This is a genomic window from Sporolactobacillus sp. BBK16-2, from assembly GCF_059878335.1.
This window is the reverse complement of record NZ_CM187611.1, coordinates 2,651,106-2,668,572: the sequence shown is the minus strand read 5'-3', so window position 1 is coordinate 2,668,572 and position 17,467 is coordinate 2,651,106. Positions and strand designations below refer to the sequence as shown.

18 protein-coding genes and 1 riboswitch are annotated in these 17,467 nt (G+C 43.3%); of the genes, 10 read left to right on the top strand and 8 right to left on the bottom strand.

Annotated elements, in window-relative coordinates; genetic code table 11:
* Positions 1–16: 16 nt before the first annotated feature.
* A complete protein-coding gene (locus AC6F33_RS13200) occupies positions 17–394 on the top strand; it encodes a DnaJ family domain-containing protein (RefSeq protein WP_255748878.1) in 378 nt (125 codons plus the stop codon).
* A gap of 5 nt (positions 395–399) precedes the next feature.
* Here AC6F33_RS13200 and AC6F33_RS13195 read toward each other — a convergent pair whose 3' ends face one another.
* Positions 400–1,035 carry a cupin domain-containing protein gene (locus AC6F33_RS13195; RefSeq protein WP_500777236.1) on the bottom strand — a complete coding sequence of 212 codons (636 nt, stop codon included), beginning with the start codon at positions 1,033–1,035 and terminating at the stop codon, positions 400–402.
* A 295-nt stretch (positions 1,036–1,330) separates the two neighbouring features.
* Positions 1,331–1,417, top strand: a riboswitch (cyclic di-GMP riboswitch).
* A 39-nt stretch (positions 1,418–1,456) separates the two neighbouring features.
* On the opposite strand from AC6F33_RS13195, the gene AC6F33_RS13190 reads away from it, so the two are divergent.
* Positions 1,457–2,299: a CAP domain-containing protein gene (locus AC6F33_RS13190; RefSeq protein WP_500777235.1), complete on the top strand. Its 843-nt coding sequence runs from the start codon at positions 1,457–1,459 to the stop codon at positions 2,297–2,299.
* A gap of 52 nt (positions 2,300–2,351) precedes the next feature.
* On the opposite strand, the gene AC6F33_RS13185 is transcribed toward AC6F33_RS13190, so the two are convergent.
* A complete protein-coding gene (locus tag AC6F33_RS13185; protein ID WP_255748875.1) occupies positions 2,352–3,122 on the bottom strand; it encodes a MerR family transcriptional regulator in 771 nt (256 codons plus the stop codon).
* Between the two features lie 162 nt (positions 3,123–3,284).
* Between AC6F33_RS13185 and AC6F33_RS13180 the strand changes: the two genes are divergently transcribed.
* The 3 genes from AC6F33_RS13180 (at position 3,285) to AC6F33_RS13170 (ending at position 5,754) form a co-directional block, all read left to right on the top strand.
* Positions 3,285–4,253, top strand: a complete 969-nt coding sequence (locus AC6F33_RS13180) for a permease (RefSeq protein ID WP_304654883.1) — start codon at positions 3,285–3,287, stop codon at positions 4,251–4,253.
* Positions 4,254–4,266: 13 nt separating this feature from the next.
* Positions 4,267–5,115: a TIGR03943 family putative permease subunit gene (locus AC6F33_RS13175; RefSeq protein WP_500777234.1), complete on the top strand. Its 849-nt coding sequence runs from the start codon at positions 4,267–4,269 to the stop codon at positions 5,113–5,115.
* 129 nt (positions 5,116–5,244) lie between these two features.
* The gene (locus tag AC6F33_RS13170; RefSeq protein WP_255748872.1) at positions 5,245–5,754 is read left to right on the top strand and encodes a type 1 glutamine amidotransferase domain-containing protein; all 510 of its coding nucleotides are present in this window, start codon (positions 5,245–5,247) and stop codon (positions 5,752–5,754) included.
* Positions 5,755–5,850: 96 nt separating this feature from the next.
* Here the strand turns inward: AC6F33_RS13170 and AC6F33_RS13165 are convergent, their stop codons facing one another.
* The gene (locus AC6F33_RS13165; RefSeq protein ID WP_500777233.1) at positions 5,851–6,648 is read right to left on the bottom strand and encodes an arginase family protein; all 798 of its coding nucleotides are present in this window, start codon (positions 6,646–6,648) and stop codon (positions 5,851–5,853) included.
* Between the two features lie 146 nt (positions 6,649–6,794).
* Here AC6F33_RS13165 and AC6F33_RS13160 point away from each other — a divergent pair, with 146 nt between their 5' ends.
* Entirely contained in the window at positions 6,795–7,334 is a 540-nt protein-coding gene (locus tag AC6F33_RS13160) for an isochorismatase family protein (RefSeq protein WP_500777232.1), read from the top strand.
* 571 nt (positions 7,335–7,905) lie between these two features.
* Positions 7,906–8,196, top strand: a complete 291-nt coding sequence (locus AC6F33_RS13155) for a DUF5316 family protein (protein WP_480948577.1) — start codon at positions 7,906–7,908, stop codon at positions 8,194–8,196.
* 218 nt (positions 8,197–8,414) lie between these two features.
* Here AC6F33_RS13155 and AC6F33_RS13150 read toward each other — a convergent pair whose 3' ends face one another.
* The 5 genes from AC6F33_RS13150 to AC6F33_RS13130 all read right to left on the bottom strand — a co-directional run bounded on the left by AC6F33_RS13150 (position 8,415) and on the right by AC6F33_RS13130 (position 15,276).
* Positions 8,415–9,287 carry a S66 family peptidase gene (locus tag AC6F33_RS13150; protein ID WP_500777231.1) on the bottom strand — a complete coding sequence of 291 codons (873 nt, stop codon included), beginning with the start codon at positions 9,285–9,287 and terminating at the stop codon, positions 8,415–8,417.
* A gap of 24 nt (positions 9,288–9,311) precedes the next feature.
* Positions 9,312–10,688 (bottom strand): RsmB/NOP family class I SAM-dependent RNA methyltransferase, encoded by a 1,377-nt coding sequence (locus AC6F33_RS13145; RefSeq protein WP_255748920.1) that lies wholly within the window; start codon positions 10,686–10,688, stop codon positions 9,312–9,314.
* Between the two features lie 35 nt (positions 10,689–10,723).
* Entirely contained in the window at positions 10,724–12,463 is a 1,740-nt protein-coding gene (gene ade / locus AC6F33_RS13140) for an adenine deaminase (protein ID WP_500777230.1), read from the bottom strand.
* 123 nt (positions 12,464–12,586) lie between these two features.
* Positions 12,587–13,267 (bottom strand): VIT1/CCC1 transporter family protein, encoded by a 681-nt coding sequence (locus AC6F33_RS13135; RefSeq protein ID WP_500777229.1) that lies wholly within the window; start codon positions 13,265–13,267, stop codon positions 12,587–12,589.
* Positions 13,268–13,488: 221 nt separating this feature from the next.
* Entirely contained in the window at positions 13,489–15,276 is a 1,788-nt protein-coding gene (locus AC6F33_RS13130) for a M3 family oligoendopeptidase (protein WP_500777228.1), read from the bottom strand.
* Between the two features lie 120 nt (positions 15,277–15,396).
* Here AC6F33_RS13130 and AC6F33_RS13125 point away from each other — a divergent pair, with 120 nt between their 5' ends.
* From AC6F33_RS13125 to AC6F33_RS13115, 3 genes are all read left to right on the top strand, one after another.
* Positions 15,397–15,861, top strand: coding sequence for a low molecular weight protein-tyrosine-phosphatase (locus AC6F33_RS13125; RefSeq protein ID WP_255748863.1), 465 nt, complete (start codon positions 15,397–15,399; stop codon positions 15,859–15,861).
* A gap of 116 nt (positions 15,862–15,977) precedes the next feature.
* Entirely contained in the window at positions 15,978–16,523 is a 546-nt protein-coding gene (locus AC6F33_RS13120) for a hypothetical protein (protein WP_255748862.1), read from the top strand.
* 41 nt (positions 16,524–16,564) lie between these two features.
* Entirely contained in the window at positions 16,565–17,416 is an 852-nt protein-coding gene (locus AC6F33_RS13115) for a YihY/virulence factor BrkB family protein (RefSeq protein ID WP_255748861.1), read from the top strand.
* Positions 17,417–17,467: the final 51 nt, after the last annotated feature.

The window sequence follows — 17,467 nt, the reverse complement described above, 5'->3', positions numbered from 1 at the left end:
AATGGGAGTGTTAACTATGGGCATTATCGAAATCATGGCTGAAGAGAAAATTCAGGAAGGCTTAAAAGCAGGTGCGTTCGACCATCTTCCGGGTAAAGGAAAGCCGCTTGTGCTTGAAGATCTGTCGGCGGTGCCGAAAGATCTGCGTGCCGGTTACAAAGTGTTGAAAAATGCCGGCATGCTTCCTGAAGAATTGCAAATTAAAAAAGATATGGTCACACTGAATGACTTGCTCCAGTGCTGTGAAGATGATAAGGAGCGCGACCGCCTGAATAAGCAGCTGCGCTATAAACAATTAAAATTCAACCAATTGATGGAAAAACGTTCGATCGCCCATTCATCAGCTTTTCAGAGCTATCGTACGCGCATTTTCAATCGGCTTCATTTCTTCTGAAATACTTATTTTTTCTTCCAGATTGTCAGAAGCGGTCCACGATTCCCATAAACAGGATCCTGTTTTGGTTTTCCAACCTTGCTGATATTTTCCTTGAATGTCGGAGTTTCTTTAGTTTGTGTATCATAATCCTGTCCGTTCGGGTATCCGCCGGCAATGGAAAAATCGCTGCTTGCAGAGAGCCTTTTATGCCCAGTTCCTGCGGGAAGAACAAGTACATCACCAGCCGACACTTTGAGTTTTTTGCCCTTCTCTCCGCCAATCATCAGTGTTGCATGTCCTGAAATAACACCGAGTACTTCATGAGATGTGCTGTGAAAGTGATGAAAAGGAAAGACACCGTCGACCCAGTTATTGCCCCAATTGTTTTTCTTGAAAGTGTTCACAATCTGCCCGGTCCTTCCTTTAAATGCACCGGGATAAACCAAGACCTGAAAATACGGATTGTTGGGAATGGTTCCGTCATCTTTAAATGTGTAAGTTTTCACTTTGACGAAGTTGTTTTGTCCTTGTGGTTCGTGCTGCTCAGAAACTGATGTCTTCGCTTTGTCTGCTGAATGAGTGTTTGAGGCTGAATTGCTTCCGCAGGCGGAAAGAATCAGGAGCGGAGCAATACCGGCTATTTGAACCCATTTCTGCATGATGAATTCCTCCTTCGATAGGATTTACCAATTAGTATAACACCCCGAATATTTTGATAATAATGATCTGCTTGCAAGCACTTTTTAAATATCTTCAGTTTAGTAGCTTTCTAAGATTGGTGATAGATTGACGATTTTATTGGTCAGAGTGTGAATGTTTGCGTTCATCTCAGCGTCCATCAAAAAAAAACATGAACTTTTGTCAAGTATTCTATTAAAGAAGCAAATCTAATATTGTAATAAAAAATAGATTGCTGTATAGTTAAATTAACCTAATACTTTAGAAAGAAATCTTTTTTCTAAAGGGCAAAGCTACTGAAAAGTAGTGACGCAAAGTCACAGATCTAAGGCGAATATTCGCTAGGATGGCTGGGCCGCCGTATTTGATTATCAAACGTAAATGAGAGGAGATTTTTTTATTATGCGTTTTTTTAAGCATACTTTAGTAGGTTTATTGATTATTATTCTATCCCTGACAACCGCCTCCATATCAAACGCGGATCAGTCGAAGTCAACTGCCGGCTCAACGAAACAATCCCAACCAGTTGTTCAACAGAACGAGTCGATTACAAGCGGTGTTGAAGCAAAAACGGTCAAGAAGCATGCAAAGAAAAAGGCGAAAAAGCCTGCAGTTAAGAAAAGTATTAAAAAGAGCGTAAAGAAAAAATCGATAAAGAAGACCGTAAAGAAAGCAAAGAAGTCAGTTAAGAAGAAAAAGACGGTTAAAAAAGCAGTAAAGAAAGCAGTTAAGAAGACAGCAACGGTACATAAGGCTGCTGTAAAAAAAGCACCGAAAAAGACAGTAGCAAAAGCACCGGTTAAGGCTGCTGCGCCAAAGGCTCAGACAACTGCTCCCGGTCAATATAATGCATCAGTGGAACAACAGATTGTCTCGCTTGTAAATAATGTTCGCGCACAAAATGGACTGCAGGCACTTCAAGTAAAGCCGGAACTTCAAAGCTTTGCCCGTCAATGGAGTCAGCAGCAGTTTAGCAAAAGTGCAATGAGCCACGGCATGATGAATTTCTCACGGAATACAATAGCAGGACAGAACGTGGCCTATGCTAAAGGTGATGTAAACTATTTCGGATGGGATCAGATTTGGAGTGCTCAAGCGACGATGAATGATTGGATGAATTCTCCGGATCATCGTGCAAATATCCTAAAGCCTCAATATAAATATATTGGTGTCGGAGTTGTCTATGGACAAAAGAACGGCAGCTCAGACGGTTGGGCTTTCTTTACACAAGATTTCTCTGATTAAAGTTCATGAATAGAAAAAAGCTCTGACATTGTCAGGGCTCTTTTCGTTTCGGTTACGGTTTCGCAGTGTAGATCTGTATGGCATCACGGAGCATTTCCGCAGCTCCTTTTGCGACATTGTTTTCGTAATACTTTGTAAAACGCGGATCATCGACGTACATTTGGGCAAGTCCTGCATGGGCTTTTTTTGAATAGGTTCCCTTTGGCCAAAAGAAGCTGAGCCATTGCCGGTGAAGATCCGCTGCTTTCTGAGCACAACTGCTCTCCGGATCATTCAAACTGAGTGCTTCTCTTAGATTTTCAAACATCTCATTTTGGATCATTACCGTTTTTTCATAATCTTCCTTGCTTATATTGGCGAATTGTTGATTGGACTTCTTCACTGTTTCTTCTCCGTATTTTTCACGAATCTCTTTACCGTATTTCTGTTCATTCTGATCGAGCATCTTCTTTTTAAAGCCTACAAATTTTTCTTGATCACTCATAACGGTCTCTCCTTTTTGCGAAGCGAGCGTTTTTTCAATCGTCGCGATCAGTTGATCAAGGCGCTTTTTCTCCGCAATTAATTTCTTACGCTGTTCAGTCAGGGCGTCCACTCGATTAAAATCGTCCGCAGATAAAATGTCAGATATTTCTTTGAGGCTAAATTTTAATTCACGAAAAAAGAGAATCTGCTGCAGACGATCCACTTGTTTTGGTCCGTAAATCCGATATCCGGAAGTGTTAATGGACTCCGGTTTCAGCAAATTGATCTTGTCATAGAATCGCAGTGTGCGTCCGCTTACGCCGGCTAAATCACTGAGCTGTTTGATTGTATAGTTCATGGAACCCCTCCTGACACCTTTACTTTACACCTTGACGCAGCGTCAACCTCAAGACTTTTGTTAGAAATTAATCTGATATTCATTTTGAATTAAATCTTACAAAATAAAACATAGTTTTGTCATCATCAGCATGCAGTGGTAGACTTGGGAGTGTTTTTATTGATGCGTATAAAGGAAGGTATTGGTGACATTCTTCAATCAGTTCCCTTGAACGGAGTGATCTTAGTGTTCAGTCATTCATTTCTCCAATTAAACACAATCTTTATCAGTATTATTATTGAAGCAGTCCCCTTCATCATTATCGGGGTGTTTATTTCTGCAATCATTCAGATGTTTGTTACCGATTCTTTGCTTGCGCGCATTGTACCGAAGAACAGAATAGGATCGGTCGTTTTCGGAACATGCATGGGTTCTCTTTTTCCTGCTTGTGAGTGTGGGATTGTCCCAATCACCGAGCGACTAGTGAAGAAGAAGGTTCCGCTGCATGCAGCAATCGCATTCATGCTTGCCGGTCCGATTATTAATCCAGTGGTGCTGTTTGCGACGTATATCGCTTTCGGAAGCAGCTGGCAGATGGTATTCTACCGAGCTGGTCTGGCGATTGCGGTATCCATCGCCGTCGGAATTCTAGTTTCCTATTTATTTCCCGAAAATCAATTGAGAGACTATGTGGATAAAAAAATAGAAAAGTACCATCTTCACCATGATGAAGCCGCAGCTTCAGAACGAATTTCGTTTATAGAAAAATTCAAAGGTACAATGGATCATGCTATTGACGAATTTTTTTCCGTTGGTAAATATCTAGTATTTGGTGCATTTATAGCCGCAGCGATGCAGACCTATATCAAACAAAGTATTTTGCTCTCATTTGCCAATACACCCTTTACAGCTATTCTCGTCATGATGATACTTGCCTTTATTATGTCGCTTTGTTCTGAGGCTGATGCCTTTGTTGCCTCATCATTCCGAAGCACCTTTCCTCCGGGACCATTGACTGCATTTCTTGTGTTCGGTGCAATGGTTGATATTAAGAACTTGATTATGATGCTCTCGACATTTAAAAAGAAATTCGTCGCTGTGCTAATCACGCTGATTTTTGTCTGCGTGTTTGCAGGCGCGTTGCTCATTTAAGGAGGGGCCGGTCATGATTCGTTTTATCATTCTGTTTGGATTTGCCTACCTGTTTTTGCATCTGCATCTTACCGGAGACATCAGCAAATACATTAATATGCGCTATGGCTATCTTTCTTTTTCAATGATTTTCATCATTGGTTTTATGGCTGTCTATCAAATAGTGAAATGGAATGTCGAAGGTGGCAAGGCACATGCCGAAGTGGAAGAAAGGCTGTTTGGTCACGATCACAGTCATGAGAATAATACATGGTGGAAGAAAGGGTTAACCTATGCCTTAGTTATCTTTCCACTCATTACCGGGTTGTTTTTGCCGATCGCAACATTGGATTCAACGATTGTCCGCGCAAAGGGATTTCATTTCGCAGAAATCGACAATGACAAGGATCAGTATGCAAATCACCAAATTCTGAAACCGGACACAAGCCAATATTATGAGAGCAGCACGTACAAAAAAATGCTGAAGTCAGATATGGTAAAATACAGCAAGTCGGACTATTTGTATCTCAATGACGATAATTTTCTTCGTGCGCTTGAAGCGGTTTACAATTATCCTGGTGATTTTTCAAATAAGAAAATTTCCATAATGGGATTCGTCTACCATGGTGATTCATTGGAAAAGAATCAATTATTTCTTTTTCGCTTCGGCATTATTCATTGTATTGCTGATGCAGGGGTTTTCGGCTTGATGGTTCAATTCCCGCATAATGTTGATTACAAGGACGACACATGGATGCGCGCTGAGGGAACGTTGACCGAAACCTATTATCAACCGTTTAAACAGACCATTCCTGTAATTAAGGTGACCAAATGGAAGCAGGTTGAGAAGCCAAAATCACCTTATGCCTATCGGAAGTATTAATGGCTAAGCAGATTTCTTGAATGAACTGCCTAATATTACCTATAATAAAAGCTGTGAACTTGGAATTACCTGTTTGTTCGCTCCATATTTTGGACAGGTTCATTCCAAATGATAGTGAGGAGGATTTACATGGCAAAGAAAATTGCTGCAGTACTTGCAAATGATTTTGAGGATGTTGAATTCACGGGACCGGCAAAGGCATATGAGGAAGCAGGTCACACAGTCACTGTTATTGGAAAATCTAAAGGCGAGGTAATTACCGGCAAACACGGTGCGAAAGTGACAGCTGATGCTTCGATTGATGAAGTAAAGCCAAGCGATTTTGATGCTTTATTAATCGCCGGGGGCTATTCACCGGATAATCTGCGCGACGATGATCGCTTTGTTGCATTCACAAAGGCATTTATGAACGAAGATAAAGGTGTTTTCGCAATCTGTCACGGTCCGCAGCTGCTGATTACAGCAGAAGCCATTAAAGACCGCAACATTACCGGTTACAAATCAATTGCGGTTGATTTGAAGAATGCCGGTGCAAAGTACAAAGATGAGGAAGTCGTCGTTTGCCACAATCTTGTGACGAGCAGGACTCCTGATGACATTCCCGCATTTAATCGCGAAAGCTTGAAGGTTCTCGCATAATACGGGTGAATTAAAAACCGCTGCTTCTTCGATTTTTCTGAAGAGCAGCGGTTTTTTCATTACTAATTTTTATGAAAGATAGCGACTGTTAATCAATTAAATGACATGCTTCGATTGTTTTCCGCGATTTTGAACTTGACGCATAAATGCACGGGCGATACTTAGATTACTGTACTCATTTTTGCTGATCCAGGTTCGTGTTTGATGATCAAATTGTTGATGGAGCCGAATCGGCCACTCACCGCATACATCCAATCCTTCCACACATTTTTCTTCTATTAATACACCAAGTAGGGGTATGAGGCTGTCTATGGAAACGGTTCCTTGATTCCAATTTGTTTTCGCATCGTTTTCGGACAGAATATCCTTGTCGATACTGACATAAATATGATCGGTCGTAAGAGCGTTCAATAACTGTTCCGGTGTGGGAAATCGTTCTTCCGGGAAGATGACAATCCGAGATCGTTCGGTTATATGTCCCATCAATGCTTCGTTCGAATCGGGACCAATGATGACGACTTTTTGGAGATTTGCAAGCTGGGAAAGTGCATGGCGCACCCATGAGCCGCATGAGAGCAGTGAGCCGATTCGTCCTTCCTGCAGATCCGTGTGATGATCAAACAGAACCAGTGAGAAAGGACGACGGATATTCTTTAATAATGCGAGTGTTGCATAGTGATAGTTTCCGCTGCCCCAGAAGGTCAAACCATGATCAGGAACAGTGCTTAATTTGTCGCGGATGTGAGTAAATGCTTCGGGAGAGCAATAGAGATGCGTACCGCGAAGCTGAGTGAAATCAATCCAATGATGCGGCGATGCCGCAAGCAGCTGCGGTTGTGATTTATATGAGTTGTCAAAATTGCAGAATGTGATATCATGATGCAACAAAGTCATGCGCGAACACTTCTTTCTCGAATCAATTAAGATCACAATAAATAAAACGTTTCCATTTTCTATTTTAATGCAATCTATGAAAAAATGAAACTGAGAAAGGCAAGTGTTCCGCACGAAATGGTATAAGAAAAGACGGGGGCAAGAAAATGCGTGCGTTGCTGGTTATTGATGTTCAGCAAGGATTCGTTGATTCAGGAGACTTCGAGAAGGTTATTGACCGTATTGACTATTTGGTACATAGATTTAAACATAGTCATGAACCGATTTTCTTCATTCGTCATAAAGTTGAAAATACGCACAGTCTAATACAAGATGAATCGCCCGGCAGTGCCATTTGCCGCAAACTTGCTCCTTATGCTGCAGAAATCATTGAAAAAAGTCTGCCTAGTGCTTTTTATCACACAGATTTAAAGGAAAAATTGCAAAAAGCAGGTGTTGATGAAGTGGTGCTGTGCGGATTTAATGCGGAATATTGTATTTTCTTTAATTCTGCTGCAGCTTTTGAACATGGGTTCAAGGTGCGTGTGATTGAGGATGCGTGTGCCAGCGTTAATACAGGGAAAACTTATGAAATGAATGATCTCGATATTCCCGATTTCATCTGTACGGTTCTGTACAACTCTGGTGAGGTCACTGTGAATGAACTTCAGGAGTTTTTCGCTGAGATGGATGCAGAGCACAGTTAAAGGCAATTATTCACTAACAGTGCCTTCAATAAAATTTCGTTCGGTAAACCTGTTGTAGAAAAATTATAATTGACAAAAAGTTGGCAATTAGATAGATGTTCTTCCATTTTTTATCAATTTGATTTATTATGACAGATACAGGTCATATAGACCTGAGTAAGAAAACGCTTTGTGCCTGAGTTTAGGAACAAGCGGCTCTTTTTTGTTTTTCTTGGCAGTCACTAAATCTGATCGTCATCCACTTGGGATGCTGATCGGACATGTGACTGTTTTTTGTAATGATTTAATGCAGTAATAATGAAAATTAAGTTTATAGGCAGCAATCCATTTTAGCTCTTTTGAACGATAGGATTACAGGTTCATTTATTAGAAAACTTGGCTTCGCCAAGCCTCTGACGAAGGCGAAGACTTAGTTGCACTTATACTATTTTCCTTAAAATTTATATACTTTCTTATAGTACAAGGTAAAATTGTCGAATTATGAAGAAATTGTTATTTTTTTTGTTCAGAAAATTAATGCTTTTTTTTCGCCCATTCTTGCTATACTTAGTTCATTAGGAGGCGAATCATAATGAAAACTTTGTGGTCGGGAATCGCTGTCGCCTTTTTATTACTGCTTCTAGGCATTTTTACACCTTATCACAGTGCAATTTTAACAATAGCATTTAGTATTGCGGTTGTTTGCCTCATTCTATCCGGAATGTTTGTGGGTGCGATCATTAGCGGGGATCGCACCCAGGCAGATGTTGCAAGTGAAAATAAAGAGGATTCGAAACATCGGTTAAAGAGAGGCTGGCTGCTCTTTTCATTCGGCATACCACAGTTTGCAGTGTGCATTTTATTATTTTTTATTTTTCCTTAAAAGTCTGATTTAATAAATTGACACCGTGTGTCGCACTGCGATATCTTCCTTCATAGAATTGATCAGTTGATCCGCATCGATACGGAGAAGTACTGTTTTGGTTTTGCCACATTCAATGTTTGCTAATCCCTCGCCTTTTTTATCTTTTTGCCACATAGTCTTTTCTTAATCAAGAATATCTTTCATGTATATCAAGTGACCTTAGAAATTCCTTCATCTTACTGTCTGGTTTCAACAAACCTCATGGGCAAACCGATCGGCAGGGAGTGGGCATCTTCACCGTGACCAAGCAGCTTGGTCTTTGCTACCGGCAAGTGACAGGGTTCAGTGATTTCAAGCACGAGCTGTTCAATTGAAGGCTCAGATGATTTTGCCTGCATTGCAGAGAATGTGCCAAGTAATATGCCCGAGCATTTGGTAAAGAATGATAATTGATCGAGCTGAGCAAGAAGTGAAGCCATACGTGCAGAACCGCCTCCGAGCGCTTCCAGAAAAATGATTTTGCCGGCAGGGTCAGGAAGAAAGTTCGTACCTGCAAGCTTTAGAAAACAACGAATGTTGCCGCCAATAACAATGCCCGACATCTGATTGCCGCGCAGCCATCGCATGTTAAAGGTTGGAGCAGATGCATCACCCATAAAGGTGTGCTCAAAGATTGTGCGCTGCGTTTCGGCAAATCCGCCGGCAAGGTTTTTAATGCGATAATGATAGGCTGGCAATCCCGTTCTGGCATAAATCGCATTATTGATCACGGATAAATCGCTGATACCTACAAACGGAACAGCTGTTTCGCGAATGGTATCGAAATCAAGAAAGGGCAAAATCTGATTGGCACTGTCGCCTCCCGACACGTCAAATACAGCTTTGATTTCTGAATCGCGAAATAGGCGAAGAAGTTCAGAAGCACGAAGCTGAGGAGATCCGCTGAAGGGTGAATGTGCACCGCGATAAATAGTTTCAGCAATCTTGACTTTTAGACCCAGTTGATTCAATTGTTGTTCTATTTTGTTTAAGACTGAATGATCATCACGGCAGATTCCATCCGAACACGAAATCAAACCAACCGTATCTCCGCTTTTTAATACAGACAAATCGTTCAACCCCTTACACAGTTATTATTTCAATCCTCTTCGGCGCAAGCCTTTCGGGTAGAAATTTTTCAAGGTTCCTGCAGCTGCTTTTCCCCAGCCCAGTGGAAATCCGTCAATCGTTACAACAGTCCAGCCCTTGCGGCTGTCATTTAAGGGCAATGTTTCACCGCGAAGATATTGATCCCACTCTTTACCCGAATAAGTTAACGGCATTTGGTTGTTAAATGATTCTACAGACAGTGCGAGCGCAAGCGCGTGATTGGGCTCAAAACGATTCTTCTTCTGCTCGCCTAAATGCAGGCCAGCTCGAACAATTTTCAACTTGTCAATGTTTGGACAGCCATCAGGAAGTAAAAAGAGCTGGTTGCCGATAAAATGAAAAAGTCCGGTTAATTTCTTGGTCAACGTGCTGTTCTCGAATACTCGGTAGTCCTTTAACAAATTCTCTTTGACAGATGAGGCTGTCGACTGTTTGCACGTTGAAGCATCCCCACGCTTGCATAGCTTAGCGGCAAAATGACCTTCACCGCGCAGCTTATGCGGCCACAACCTGGCCGTTCTGGATAGTTCAGATCTTTTGGTATCCGACCATTCCGGACGGCCGTCAGCTACACCAGCTGTTTTATCAATCGGTAAAAGTTCAAGATCAGGATGCTTTTCAAGAAAGGCATCAATCATTTGTTCATCCTCTTCTGGTGAAAAGGTGCAGGTTGAATAAACGAGAATGCCATCAGTACGCAGCATGACATAGGCTTGTTCCAGAATCTGTGCTTGTAGACTCGCACATTCTGCGACATGCTGCGGACTCCAATACTGCATGGCTTCCGGATCTTTTCGAAACATTCCTTCACCGGAGCACGGAGCATCAACGAGAATTTTGTCAAAATAGCCCGGGAAATAATGAGCCAAACGCTCAGGCATTTCATTCGTAATTATGGCGTTGGCAACGCCCATTCGTTCAATATTCTCAGAAAGTATTCTTGCTCTCTTCGGATAGGGTTCATTCGAGATCAATAGACCCGTATTGTTCATTATGCCAGCCAGCTGCGTTGATTTTCCGCCGGGAGCGGCACATAGATCGAGCACACGTTCTCCGGGTTGGGGATTGAGTGTCTGTGCAACAAACATTGCACTTGGTTCCTGAATGTAGTAAACACCGGCTTGATGAAAGGGGTGCTTTCCGGGTGCGTCCGATTCTTTATAATAAAAACCATTCGGGCAAAACGGAATCTGCTCGAGCAGGAATGGTGTGCTTTTTGCTAGTACATTCGAACTGATTTTTAATGGGTTGGCGCGCAAGCCGAACGCTCGATGATGATTATAGGTTTCAAAAAAGGCGTGCGCTTCATTCGTTCCCAATAGCTCGCTCATTTTGTTTGTAAAATTTTCCGGTAAATCAATCAAGAAAAATCCTCCTTGTTAGAAACGTCTCTCCGTTATTCTGCAGATACGGGAATATGCTGAAACGAGCGCACATCAAACAATCCCGTATCTGTAAGCTTCAAATCCGGAATAACAGGCAGACTGAGAAATGAAAGGGTCAGAAAAGGGTTGAACGATTCGGAAACGCCAAGTGAGGTTGCTGCTTGTCTTAAGTTTTTTAAAGTCTGAGCTACCTTTGCTGCCGGCGTATCAGTCATTAATCCCGCGATCGGCAGGGCGAGTTCGGCAAGCACTTTGCCGTCATTTACGACGACCATACCTCCGTCTATTTCTCTCAATCGTTCCGCTGCAACAATCATGTCCGCGTCGCTGCATCCGGTGACGACTAAGTTATGTGAATCGTGTGCGATCGTTGTTGCCATGGCACCGGATTTCATCTCAAATCCTTTAACAATCGCCAAACCAATGGTACCTAGGCCATTGTGCCGTTCGATAACGGCCAATTTTAAATGATCGCTGTCCGGTGAACATGCGAAGCAGCCGTTTTTGACCGATACCTTTTCAACCAGATCGCGAGTCACAAGGCTGTTCGGAATAATCTCAATGACGTGCGCTTTTTGTGCAGATCCGAGTGGAATAGCAAAATTATTTGGTGAAAGCTTAGGCCATGTGAGCGGATGCTTCTCTGCTCCTATGGAAGAATTTGTATGTTCTTGAATAGTATGTCCTTGTTCAGCGACAAGCTTCCCATGGGCATAGACCTGCTGAATGGAAAACTGATTTAAGTCGTCAAGAAGCAGAAAATTAGCCTCATAACCTGGAGCAATGGCGCCTTTTTCACGGAATCCATAGCATTCGGCCGCGTTTAACGAGGCCATCTTGATACAGGTGATCGGGTCCAAGCCATGTTTAATTGCCAGACGCACATTATAATCAACGCTGCCTTCTTGTATCAGGTCGTCTGGATATTTATCATCCGTGCAGAAGAGGAAGCGGCGGCTGTTGGTTTCATTGACAAGCGAAATCAACTGCGGCAAGTCTTTGGCGACCGTGCCTTGGCGAATCATAACGTAAAGCCCGCGTGAGAGTCGATCCTTTGCCTCATCAACGTTGACACACTCATGATCGGTACGAATACCGGCGGCTTTATATACGTTAATGTCCTGCGCATTCAGACCTGCAGCGTGACCGTCTATGCGCCAGCTGTGTTTCTGCGTCATGGCAAGTTTAGCAACCATTCGCTCATCGGCATTCAAGACCGCAGGAAAATCCATGACTTCGGCAAGGCCAAGCACATTGTCATACTGAAAAAGCGGTTCCAGATCATCAGCTTCGAGTGTTGCACCGTTGTGTTCAAATGAGGTTGCCGGTACTGAAGAGGGCAGCATGAAGTAGAGATCAATGCTGCTTTCTTGCGCACGTTCCAGCATGAACCGGATGCCGTTTGCACCGAGTACGTTGGCAATTTCATGCGGATCAGTGATCGCGGCTGTGACGCCATGTGCGGCAAGAACATCGGAAAAAGCGCCCGGTGTCAGTAGTGATGACTCAATGTGTACATGAGCATCAATAAGAGCGGGGCTGATAAACCTTCCCTGGGCATCGATTATTTCTTTCCCTTCGTAGTCGCCAAGCCCGATAATCATTCCGTCTGTAATCGCAACATCTGTTTCTAATAGTTCGCCGCTGAATACATCAATCACTTTTCCATTTTTTATGACTAAATCCGCAGGTTCCTTCTTTGAGGCCGTACGGATCTGATGAATTAACTGATCTTTATTTAATTGCAACATTCATGATCCCCTCTCTATATGTTCCGTCCCGATATATATAGAACATTATAACTGAAATACTTAGAATCGGCGAAGCGGATTCCAGGTTCACACATTGATACCGGCCACATGGGGTAATGCGTTTCACAAAAGATTGCCGACAGTATAGGTGATGGCCATTGTCATTGCTCCGACTAAGATGTTTCGAATGACGGCCGGACGCTTCGGAGCACCGCCTAATTGTGCGCTGACAAAGCCGGTCAAGCCAAGTGCAAGAAGCACCGTGATAAACGTAAAGAGAACACGCACGGATTCAGGTAAGAGCAAAATAGACAATAAGGGAAGAAATGCACCGATGGAGAACGAAATCATCGATGAAAAAGCAGCCTGCCACGGATTGACATATTCATTCGGATTTACGCCAAGTTCGGCAGCGGCGTGGGCACCGATCGCATCCTTGGTCATGAGTTCAACAGCTACTTTCTTCGATAAATCGACAGACAATCCATTTTTTATATAGATTTGAGCGAGTTCATCGACTTCACCGTCATAGTTGTCCCTGATCTTGATTTTTTCGGCCTCGACCACTGCTTTTTCCGTATCCTTTTGCGTGCTTACCGAAACATACTCACCTCCGCCCATGGACAGCGCGCCGGCAACCATGCCTGCTAGTCCGGAGATCATTAGTGTCATGGTATCCGTCGTCGCGCCTGCGACACCGATGACGATGCCGGCGGTCGATACAATACCGTCATTCGCACCGAGAACACCGGCACGAAGCACATTCAATTTCTGATTCATTCCTTTTGCTGTATGATTCATCATTATAGCCCTCACCTCATGAAGTAAAATGAAAAAATTGATTGCAATTGAGAATAGTAATCATCTTCATAACCCTGAAAACGGAACATGCTGCCATCCGAAAGGGGATGACAGCATGCTTGAAAATTAAAATGATTATTATTTGTCGTTGCTTTTATTTTACATTCAAAAGGCTATTCTGTCTATGATTAACCTTTTATCAGCTGCTTGAGGGTGGGTGGCGATTATTTTGTCAGTTCCAAAAATTCATCAACATCGCGCATGAGGTAGTCCAGTGCTGATGACCAGAAGTCCGGTTCCGTTAAATCAACCCCAAGGTAGCGCTCGGCAAGCTGTTCCGTCGTCATTCTGCCGGTATCACGCAAAAGAGCATCATATTTTCCTGCGAATGACGGACCTTCCCGGAGTGCTTGAACATAGATTCCTGTACTGAATAGGAAGCCAAAGGTATATGGGAAATTGTAAAACGGCCAGTTGGTGATATAGAAGTGAAGCTTGGACGCCCAAAAAGTCGGATGGTAAACGTCCAATGTATCATGATAGGCTTCACGCTCTGCATCACTCATCAGCTGATTCAAGCGTTCCACTGAGACTGTTCCTTTTTTACGTTCATCATAAAATCGTGTTTCAAACAGAAAACGTGCATGGATATTCATGAGCAGCGCGACGCAGCGCTCTAATTTGTCGGATAAGAATGTAATTTTTTCTTCTTTTGTTTTGGCAGCAGCTTGTGCAGCGTCGCTGACGATCATTTCGGAAAAGGTGGAGGCTGTTTCGGCAACGTTCATTGCGTAGTCCTGTGACAAATAGGGCAGTTCATTCATTAAGGATTGATGGTAGGCATGCCCTAATTCGTGTGCGAGCGTCGATCGGTTTGAGGCGGTTCCGCTGAATGTCATGAAGATGCGCGACTGCCCTGCAATTGGAAAATTGGTGCAGAAACCGCCAGGACGCTTATTTGCTCGATTTTCTGCTTCAATCCAGCGATTTTCCAAGGCTTTTTTTGCGAACGATGCCATGTTCGGATTAAATGAGCCAAAATGCTTGATGATAAAATCCGCTGCATCCTCATAGGTCAATTTTTCACTATTTTTATTGAGCGGAGCGTCGACATCAAACCATGACAGCTTCTCAAGGTTAAGCAATTCGGCTTTGCGCTGCATAAATTGTGCAAGCTTCGGCTTATAGCGATCAATGACCGACCACATCGTTGACAGCGTCTGTGCCTGCATTCGATTGTAGTCGAGCGGTTCATCAAGAACGGATTCCCAGCCGCGCGCTTTATAAGCGGCAATCCGGAATCCTGCGATATGGTTTAAGGCGGCAGCGAAAAGATCGGCATGTTCAGACCATGCCGACTCCAATGCATTGAATGCCGCTTGTCTTACCGTTCGATCCGGATCATCCAGCAGATTGTTTGCCTGGCTGACGGACAAGGTTTCTTCTTTCCCATTGCGGATGAGCTTGATTTCCATTTTTCCAACCAGACTGTAATAGAGATCTTCCCATGCGTGATAGCCGTCAACGGCAAGGCCGCTAATCAGCTGCTCTTGATCTGATCCTAGCTTCTTCCGAGAAAGTTCACGTTTTTCCCGGAGTGCAAATTGCATTTCTTTTAGGACTCCATTTTCAATAAGTCCGTTAAAATTACTGTCTGAAATTTGGCGCAGCAAATTTTCCAGAATGCTGCTAGAGGCATCTAATTCAGCCCCGAGGCTTTGCATCCGATTATTTGCTTGGGCAGCCTTGGCATCTTTAATGTTTTGAGCAGTTAAACATTCTACATAAGCAGAACCTTCATTAAATTGTTTACACAATGTCTCGTATTTTTTGATCATTGCAGTGAATGCTTCGGCATCTTGAACCGTATAGGGTTCTTTTCTTGCCTCCAATTCATTTTTAAATGAAGAAATGGCTTGTTGAAGATCATCTAAAAAAGTGCGGAATGGAGCAGATGATGCACCGCCTTTAAAAATGGTGTCAAGCTCCCACTTTTGATTCAATGTGTTCATTTTTTCCCCTCTTTCTCATACTGCAACCAATTGTAGCATAATGATGTGCACTCAAATTTTGTTGTTTCCTGACTTTATTGATATGATTATAAATAGGAATTCATTAAGGAGAAAAGACCAATGCGTGTGCTCTTTGTTTGTCTTGGCAATATTTGCCGTTCACCAATGGCTGAAGCCATATTACGAATGAAGGTTAACAAAGCAGGATTGTCCGAAAAAATTAGCGTTGATTCTGCGGGAACCGGCAACTGGCATATTGGTGATCCGCCGCACCGCGGAACACAAAAACAATTGGAGGCAGCGGCCATTCCCTTTGATCAAATCAAGGCAAGGCAAATAAATCAAGCAGATTTTCAACGATTTGACCGAATTATCGCCATGGATCGAAATAATGAGCAGGATCTGATTCAAATGGCTGATTCTCGAAACAGATCTAAAGTGAGCCGATTTATGACCCTGCTTCATGATCAGCCTCAAGCGGATGTTCCAGATCCTTATTATACCGGCCGCTTTGATGAAGTATACGATCTGATTGATCGGGGAACGGATCAGTTAATTAAAGAGCTTGCCCGGCAAATCAGATAAAGCCCCACTATTTAGCAGCAGGCAATAAGCAATGCCCCTCATATTAATGAACAGGTGTGTGCAGACTATTCACGTGATCCTTTTAAGGATTACCTACTTTGAGGGGGCAGAATCTGATGAGTGTTTATGGCAAAAGCCAAATGGGCAAATTCATGCTGATCGGCGGCTTGGTCGGCTGCGGTTTGTCAATGATGAGCCGCGAGACACGATCGGTCTGGGGTCACCATCTATCGAATGCGGCGACCGGCGGAGGCAATTTGATTCGGACTATTTATCAGCATCCGGATCAAGTCGGCAAATATATGCAGGTTACAGGCACACGCCTTAAAGGCCTGGCACGAGAAGTTTCCGACGACTTCCAGCAAATGATCGACCGTGTGGAAAAGGCAAGAACGAGTACGAGCGACACCTACCAGTACGTGATGGAGATTGGAAGTGAGCTTGCCGAGATGGCTGGTAAAATCAAGCAATCCGGAAAAAACATGGCCAATTACCAAGAACCTGTACTGATTGATAATGAAGCAGATGCGCTGCAGAGATTGGAAAATGAAGCACCAGTACCAAATCCGGGTACAATGCCCAACAATCAGAGCAAATCGATTCATCAGTATGGTCAGAAGGACAAGACCGGAAGGAATACGCGTCCAAATCGGCATTCATAACAGAATTCCGTTGAGGACAGAGAGACCGGGGATGGGGAAAAGTGGGAAAAGTGAAGCTCAGAGATATTCTTCTCTTCGCCAAACTTCTGGGTAGACGTTTTATTGATGATCATACGGCGGATTTAGCGGCAACATTGGCATATTATTTCTTGTTGTCGCTTTTTCCGCTGTTTATTTTTTTATTTGCAATCATTCCGTATTTAGGTCTTGATCAGGACCAGCTGTTTTCTCTTTTTGGCGCTTATCTGCCCAAAGAGGTGCTTTCGCTGATCCATCAAAACTTAGACAGTGTATTTACGAAACGCGGCGGATTGCTCTCAGTCGGTGTCATTGCCACGCTTTGGCCTGCCTCGAGCGCAATTAACGCGCTCATGCGTACGTTGAATCGCGCTTATCAAGTTGAAGAAACACGTTCTTTTTTTCTCATCCGGCTGCTTGCCATGTGCTTTACCGTAGCGATGATTTTTGCAATAGCGATGACCCTAGCAGTCAACGTCATTTCTGCTGGGGTCGCGAGAACTTTATTTAACCATATCGGTCTTTCCCACACGTTTGCCGATATGTGGTCGGTCATCAGCACACTGGTCACGTTCTGCGTGATTATCATTATTTTTGCTTTTTTGTACCGGCTCGGACCGAATATGAAGCTGAAAATGGACGAAGTGATGATCGGCGCGGTGATTGCCGGAGTCAGCTGGCAAGTTGTTTCTTATGGCTTTTCCTTCTATGTTCGCTATTTCGGCAATTATGCCTCCACGTACGGTACCCTTGGAGGAATTATTGTTCTCATGCTTTGGTTTTATTTAACCGCAATTACGATTATTGTCGGCGGTCAAATTAATGCAATTATTCATGAACTAACGAAGACAGAAAAGAACGACCTTTTTGATTAGCACTTGTTCTGCTGCATGGTAATGACATTCTGTGTCTGCCCAAGAGAGCTT